5 protein-coding genes are annotated in these 7136 nt (G+C 74.3%); 2 read left to right on the plus strand and 3 right to left on the minus strand.

Annotation, left to right across the window (positions count from 1 at the left end):
* Positions 1-175 precede the first annotated feature (175 nt).
* Entirely contained in the window at positions 176-1462 is a 1287-nt protein-coding gene (locus ACFVVL_RS25220; RefSeq protein ID WP_387678865.1) for an outer membrane lipoprotein carrier protein LolA, read from the minus strand.
* A 188-nt stretch (positions 1463-1650) separates the two neighbouring features.
* On the opposite strand from ACFVVL_RS25220, the gene ACFVVL_RS25225 reads away from it, so the two are divergent.
* Both ACFVVL_RS25225 and ACFVVL_RS25230 read left to right on the plus strand, forming a co-directional pair.
* Positions 1651-4239, plus strand: a complete 2589-nt coding sequence (locus tag ACFVVL_RS25225) for a bifunctional FO biosynthesis protein CofGH (RefSeq protein WP_387678868.1) — start codon at positions 1651-1653, stop codon at positions 4237-4239.
* 139 nt (positions 4240-4378) lie between these two features.
* A complete protein-coding gene (locus tag ACFVVL_RS25230; protein ID WP_380286988.1) occupies positions 4379-5494 on the plus strand; it encodes an ADP-ribosylglycohydrolase family protein in 1116 nt (371 codons plus the stop codon).
* A gap of 138 nt (positions 5495-5632) precedes the next feature.
* Here ACFVVL_RS25230 and ACFVVL_RS25235 read toward each other — a convergent pair whose 3' ends face one another.
* Both ACFVVL_RS25235 and ACFVVL_RS25240 read right to left on the minus strand, forming a co-directional pair.
* Positions 5633-5842, minus strand: coding sequence for a DUF397 domain-containing protein (locus ACFVVL_RS25235; RefSeq protein ID WP_380286990.1), 210 nt, complete (start codon positions 5840-5842; stop codon positions 5633-5635).
* On the minus strand, positions 5839-6702 hold the full coding sequence (locus ACFVVL_RS25240; RefSeq protein ID WP_380286991.1) for a helix-turn-helix domain-containing protein: 864 nt from the start codon (positions 6700-6702) through the stop codon (positions 5839-5841). Before ACFVVL_RS25240 ends, ACFVVL_RS25235 begins: the two co-directional genes overlap by 4 nt.
* Between the last annotated feature and the right edge of the window lie 434 nt (positions 6703-7136).

A 7136-nucleotide genomic window follows, 5' to 3' on the forward strand; every position in this document is an offset into this window, starting at 1 on the left:
GTCCCCCCCCCCCCCGGGGTCGCGGCCCGCCGCGCCGGCGTGGGTCCCCCCCTTGGCGGATTACTGGGGGGGGGGGGGGGGGGGGGGGGGGGGGGGGGGGGGGGCGGGGGGCCCCCCCCGCCCCCGCCCCCCCGGCCGGCTCCGTAACGTCCCCCGTTACGGGAGCCTGGGCCACTTACTTCACCCCGGCCGCACTCTGCAGCACCGGCAGGGTCACCGCGCCCGCGAAGACGCGGCCGTCGTCGGTGACCAGGACGTTGAGCACCTTGGTGCTGATCAGCGAGCCGCCGGCGACCGGCTTGCCCAGCGACTTGACCAGCGCCAGCGGGTTCCGCGCGACGCCCTCGCCGGAGCCCCGGCCGTGGCCGGCCGGACCGTGCCCGCCCTTGCCGCGCGGGGCCGCGCCCTCGGCCGGGACGACGACGTCACCGGAGGGCAGCTTCGCGGAGAGCACGGCCGTCCAGCCCTCGCCGATCACGTTCAGGCCCTCGGCGGCCGCCCTGGCCTCCTCCGGCGTCACCTCGCCCTGCGGCGCCCCGGACACCTTCTGCTCCGTCACCTTGGCGCCCTTGGGCACGCTGAAGTCGAAGGTCTTCGCGGCCGGCCGGGCGAAGGAGACCTGGGTGAAGTGGACGTCCAGCACCGTGTCGCCGTCCGTGCCCTTGACCACCACCGACAGCGGCACCCCGTTGTCGGCGGCCACCGCGATCCGCACCTCGCCGATCGTCGAGCCGGGCCGGGTGGGCTTCACGCTCAGCCGGTAGGCCTTCTGCCCGGCCACCGACACGGTGCCGTCCACCGTGACGGCGGTGCTGCCCGCGCCCGCGGCCAGGAACTGCCGGGCCGCCTCCTGCGGGGTGGCCGGCACCCCGGTCAGCGGCGCCGTGCCCCGGTGGCCGTCCGCCCCCGCGTCCGGCCGCGCCCCGGTCAGGTGCACCGCCTCGTTGGTGCTGCTGTCCCAGGCCCAGAGCTGGTCGCCGTTGCGGACCAGCTCGTACCCGGACAGCTGCTCCAGCAGGCCGATCCGCTGCCGGTCCGGCCCGTCCACCGCGACCCGCAGGGTGTGCTCGCCGCCCAGCAGGCCGGTCAGCTTCGCGGTGGGGGCCGCACCCGACGGCCCGTCGCCGCCGGGTCCCGCACCGCCGCCCGCCAGCCCGCCGGCCGCGGCGCCCAGCAGCTGGCTCGGCACACCGAGGTCGGCCGAGACCGACACCGTGCCGGAGAGCGTCTCGGCCTGCGAGCCGAGCACCTTGGCCACCAGCTGCTCCGCCGTCAGCGTGGGCAGCTCCGGCGGAGAGGAGTCCGCCAGCGCCGGCACCAGCCCCACCCCGGCGGCGATCGCGGCCGTGACCGCCAGCGGCACGGCCACCCGCACCAGGGTGCGCCGGCGCGACCGGTAGGGAACCCCGCCCTGCCACGCGTCCGCCGGGCCCTCGCCCGCCGTCGCCCTGTCGTCCGTCATCCGTCCAACCCCTCCGTCGGTCAACGACTGTCCCTGGGTGTCCATTAGACGGTTCCGGGGCGCCCGCGTCATCGCCCTGCAGGGTGGGTTCCGGCTAGGTCTCCCGGCGCAGCCGACCCTGAGGCCCCCTCAGGGTCGGCTCCTCCGAACGCACGAGGAAGGTACGTGGACTGGCGTAGGGTCGCGACATGGACGCAACCAACATCCCGACCGCGAACGCGATGCGGCGCGCCCTGCGCCGGGCCCGGGACGGCGTCGCGCTGGACGCGACCGAGGCGGCGGTGCTGCTCCGGGCCAGGGGCGACGACCTGCGCGATCTCTGCGCGAGCGCCGCCCGGGTCCGCGACGCCGGTCTCGACGCGGCCGGGCGGCCCGGCGTCATCACCTACTCCAGGAGCGTGTTCATCCCGCTCACCCGGCTCTGCCGGGACAAGTGCCACTACTGCACCTTCGTCACCGTCCCGGGCAAGCTGCGCCGGGAGGGACACGGGATGTTCATGTCCCCGGACGAGGTGCTGGCGGTCGCCCGCCGGGGCGCGGAGCTGGGCTGCAAGGAAGCGCTCATCACCCTCGGGGACAAGCCCGAGGACCGCTGGCCGGAGGCCCGCGAGTGGCTGGACGCGCACGGCTACGACGACACCGTCGCCTATGTGCGCGCCATGTCGATCCGCATCCTGGAGGAGACCGGGCTGCTCCCGCACCTCAACCCCGGGGTGCTGAGCTGGACGGACTTCCAGCGGCTCAAGCCGGTCTCCGCCTCGATGGGCATGATGCTGGAGACCACCGCCACCCGGCTGTGGAGCGAGCCCGGCGGCCCGCACTTCGGCTCGCCCGACAAGGAGCCGGCCGTCCGGCTGCGGGTGCTGGAGGACGCCGGGCGCAGCTCGGTGCCGTTCACCAGCGGCCTGCTGATCGGCATCGGCGAGACCTACGAGGAGCGCGCCGAGTCGCTGTTCGCGCTGCGCCGGGTCTCCCGGGCTTACCACGGTATCCAGGAGCTGATCCTGCAGAACTTCCGCGCCAAGCCGGACACCGCGATGCGCGGCATGCCGGACGCGGAGCTGGACGAGCTGGTCGCCACGGTCGCGGTGGCCCGGCACATCATGGGCCCGTCCGCCTGCCTTCAGGCGCCGCCGAACCTGGTGGACGGCGAGTACGAGCGGCTGATCGCGGCCGGCATCGACGACTGGGGCGGCGTCTCCCCGCTGACCCCCGACCACGTCAACCCCGAGCGCCCCTGGCCGCAGATCGAGAGGCTGGCCGAGCGCTCGGCCGCGGCCGGCTTCGAACTGCGCGAGCGGCTGGCCGTCTACCCCGAGTACGTCCGGCACGGCGAGCCCTGGCTGGACCCGCGGGTGCTGCCGCACGTCCGGGCGCTGGCCGATCCGCTGACCGGCCTGGCCCGCCCCGACGCGGTGGTCACCGGGCACCCCTGGCAGGAGCCGGAGGACCTGCCGGACTCGTACGGCCGCACCGACCTGCACAGCACCATTGACACCGAGGGGCGGACCGGCGACCGGCGGGCCGACTTCGAGGACGTCTACGGCGACTGGGAGGTGCTGCGCGAGCAGGCGGCCTCGGCCGCCCCCGTCCCGGCCGGGGCGCCGGAGCGCCTGGACGCCGAGATCCGGGCCGCCCTCGCGGTGGCCGCCGACGACCCCGCCCGGCTGACCGACGAGCAGGCGCTGGCGCTGTTCCGGGCGGACGGCCCGGCGCTGGACGCGCTCTGCCGGATCGCCGACGCGGTGCGCCGGGACGCGGTGGGCGAGGAGGTCACCTACTGCGTCACCCGGAACATCAACTTCACCAACGTCTGCTACACCGGCTGCCGGTTCTGCGCCTTCGCCCAGCGCCGCACCGACGCGGACGCCTACAGCCTCTCGCTGGAGCAGGTCGCCGACCGGGCCGCGCAGGCCTGGGAGGTCGGCGCCACCGAGGTCTGCATGCAGGGCGGCATCCACCCCGACCTGCCGGGCACCGCCTACTTCGACATCGCGCGCGCGGTGAAGGAGCGGGTGCCCGGCATCCATGTGCACGCCTTCTCGCCGATGGAGGTGGTCAACGGGGCCACCCGGACCGGGCTGTCCGTCCGGGAGTGGCTGCTGCGCGCCCGGGAGTCCGGCCTGGACTCCATCCCCGGCACCGCCGCCGAGATCCTCGACGACGAGGTCCGCTGGGTGCTCACCAAGGGCAAGCTGCCGGCCGCCACCTGGGTGGAGGTCGTCACCACCGCGCACGAGCTGGGCATCCGTTCCTCCTCCACGATGATGTACGGGCACGTGGACACCCCGAAGCACTGGGTGGGCCATCTGCGGCTGCTCGCCGAGATCCAGCAGCGCACCGGCGGCTTCACCGAGTTCGTGACGCTGCCGTTCATCCACACCAACGCCCCGGTCTACCTGGCCGGGATCGCCCGGCCGGGCCCGACCGCGCGGGACAACCGGGCGGTGGTCGCGATGGCCCGGCTGCTGCTCCACCCGCACATCCGCAACATCCAGACCAGCTGGGTGAAGCTGGGGGCCGAGGGCGCCGCCGAGATGCTCCGCTCGGGCGCCAACGACCTGGGCGGCACGCTGATGGAGGAGACCATCTCGCGGATGGCCGGATCGGCGTACGGGAGCTACAAGTCGGTCCGGGAGCTGCAGGCGATCGCCGAGGCGGCGGGGCGTCCGCACCGGCAGCGCACCACCACCTACGGCGAGGTGCCGGCCGAGCGGCTGGCCGCCGCGCTGGCCTCGGACGGCCATCTGCCGGAGCTGCTGCCGCTGGTGGACTGAGCCAGCGACGCCGTCCCCGGGGCGCTGCGCCCCGGGAACCCTGCCGCCCCGTTCGGGCATTCGAATACAGTGCGAGGGCGCGCGACCCGCCGTGCGTCGCGCGACCCCGCCCGAACCCGGACGAAAGGCGCCCGTCGTGATGCCACTGTGGTCACGCGCCCAGCAGCAGGACTTCCGCAGCCGGGTGCGGGGGTGCCTGCTGGGCGGGGCGGTCGGGGACGCCCTCGGCGCGGGCATCGAGTTCGAGTCGCTGGAGAAGATCCGCGCCGTGCACGGCCCGCTCGGCGTCACCGGGTACGTCCCGGCCTACGGGCGGCTCGGCGCCGTCACCGACGACACGCAGATGGTGCTGTTCACCCTGGACGGCCTGATCCGCGCGCACATCCGCCGGGACACCGGCAGCTGGCACCCGCCCACCGACGTCCACCGCGCCTATCTGCGCTGGGCCGCCACCCAGCGGGACTGGGGCCCGGACGAGCGGCGCGCGGACCTCGGCTGGCTGGGCCGCGAGGAGTGGCTGTACGCGCAGCGCGCGCCGGGCCAGGCCTGCCTCTCCGGCCTCTCCGGTCCGGACGCCGAGCGGCTGGGCACGCTGGAGGTGCCGAAGAACCCGCATTCCAAGGGCTGCGGCACGGTGATGCGGGCGGCGCCGTTCGGACTGCTGACCACCTGGGAGCCGGGCCTGGTGTTCCAGCTGGCGGTGGAGTGCTCGGTGCTGACCCACGGCCACCCCAGCGGCTACCTCTCGGCCGGCGCGCTGGCGGTGATCGTCCAGACCGCGGCCCGCGGCGGCACCCTGGAGGAGGGCGTGCACCTGGCGCTGGCGCTGCTCTCCGAGCGGCCGGCGCACGAGGAGACCACGGCGGCGCTGCGGGCGGCGCTGGACGCGGTGCGGGCGGGGGAGCCGTCCGCCGAGCGGGTCGAGGCGCTGGGGGAGGGCTGGGTCGCCGAGGAGGCGCTGGCGATCGGGGTGTACTGCGCGCTGGTCGCGCACGACGTGCGCTCCGGGCTGCTGCTGGCGGTGAACCACTCCGGGGACAGCGACTCCACCGGCGCGGTCTGCGGCAACCTGCTCGGGGTGCTGCACGGCGACACCGCGCTGCCGCCCGGGCTGGTGGCGGGGCTGGAGGGCCGCGCGACGCTGCTGGAACTGGCGGACGACTTCGTCCTGGAGCTGATGCACGGGCCCGAGCTGCACAGCGCCGACACCCCGGAGGGCGCCGCCTGGGCGGCCCGCTACCCGGTGCTGGGCTGAGGCGCGGGCCCCGCCGGACGGGGCTTTCTTGACGGGGTCATGCCCCTGGACGCCAAGATGCCCGTAGCGGTGTCCGCCGCCCGGGGAGGGCGGTGAACACCGCTACGGGCACCTGGCCGAGAAGCGGTACGGGGCGGATCAGAACCCGCCGAACACCCCGGCGCCCGCATCGGCGGCGAACGCGTTCCAGGCCTCGGCGGAGAAGCGCAGTTGCGGACCCTGCGGGTCCTTGGAGTCGCGGACCGCCACCAGGTCGGTGGCCGGCACGCGGATCTCCACACAGGCGCCGTTGCCGCCGCTGTGACTGCTCTTGCGCCAGTTCGTCCCGTTCTCGAAGGTGGTGCTCATCGGTGGTATCCCTCTTCAATGTCGGCTATCAGTGTCCGGGTCTCGGCCACCCCGAGCGCGGCCGCCCGCAGGTGGTCGTAGAGACTGGTATAGCGGCGCACGTCGGCCTCCTTCTCCAGGTAGAGATCGCTCGTCACCCCTTCGAAGTAGACAACTGTGGAATCGGCTGACTCCGGGAACTCCAACAGGGAGAATGTCCCGGTCATGCCGGGGTGGGCGCCGTGCGAGAACGGGATGACCTGGATGGTGATGTTGGGGCGCTGGCTCAGCTCCAGCATGTGCTTCAGCTGGTGGGCCATCACCTCCTTGCTGCCGACCTCCCGGCGGAGCACCGCCTCGTCTATCACGGTCCACAGGCTGCCCAGCTGGTTGTCGCCGTTGACCCGGTCCTGACGCTTCATCCTGACCTGGACGCGGCGCTGGACGGCGAGCGCGTCGGTGTCCGGCTGGGTGCCCTCGACCACGGCCTGCGCGTACTGCTCGGTCTGCAGCAGGCCGGGAACGAAGGAGGACTCGTACGCGCGGATCGAGGAGGCCTCGGCCTCCAGGCCGATGTACACGCTGTAGGGCGTGGGCATGTCGTTGAAGTCGTGCCACCAGCCGCGCTGCCGGGACTCCCGGGCCATCTCCATCAGACTGGCGCGCATCGCCTCGTCGGAGACGTTGTAGACGTCGCAGAGGTCCCGGACGTCCCGCTGGCTGATGCTGCGGCGGCCGTTCTCCAGCCGGCTGATCTTCGACTGGGAGACCATCAGCCGGCCGGCCACCTCCTCGGCGGTCATCCCGGCCTGGTCCCGGAGCTTGCGCAGTTCCGCGCCGAGACGCCGGCGGCGCACGGTGGGATTGATGTTCGCGGACACGTCGGCCTCCGGTCGGACCTCTGGTGATCGTTGGAACGGAAGTCCTCGGAACACGGTGGAAATCTGGATCAACCCCCTGATGGTGAGCAGCATGTCACCCCGGATCAGGTCGGCGCCGGGAAATCGCGGGAGCGCAGTAGAACAGATCATCGGAAAAGCGCTTCGGCGAGACAGCGGGCACCTCCGAGTGGTAGGGGTGCCACGGCCCGGTCCGGTGGTGGTGCGGCGGCGTGACGGACGTGGTGCGGGTGCGGCCCCCCGGGCCGCGCAGGTGCTGGTGGCACGTGCGGGGGCGGTATGCGGCCGGGGGTCCGGGTGGGGGCCGGACCGGCCGGGGGGACGGCGGAGGGGCGGGGGGGGCGCCCCCCGCCCGGGGGGGGGGCCCCCCCCCCACCCCACCGCGGGGGGGCGGGGGGGCACCCCCCCCCCGGGCC

Source organism: Kitasatospora sp. NPDC058115 (assembly GCF_042884635.1).
Classification (GTDB): domain Bacteria; phylum Actinomycetota; class Actinomycetes; order Streptomycetales; family Streptomycetaceae; genus Kitasatospora.

Coding starts and splice junctions, on each gene's coding strand:
- ACFVVL_RS25220 (WP_387678865.1), bottom strand. CDS start 1,462: ATGACGGACGACAGGGCGACGGCGGGCGAGGGCCCGGCGGACGCGTGG.
- ACFVVL_RS25225 (WP_387678868.1), top strand. CDS start 1,651: ATGGACGCAACCAACATCCCGACCGCGAACGCGATGCGGCGCGCCCTG.
- ACFVVL_RS25230 (WP_380286988.1), top strand. CDS start 4,379: ATGCCACTGTGGTCACGCGCCCAGCAGCAGGACTTCCGCAGCCGGGTG.
- ACFVVL_RS25235 (WP_380286990.1), bottom strand. CDS start 5,842: ATGAGCACCACCTTCGAGAACGGGACGAACTGGCGCAAGAGCAGTCAC.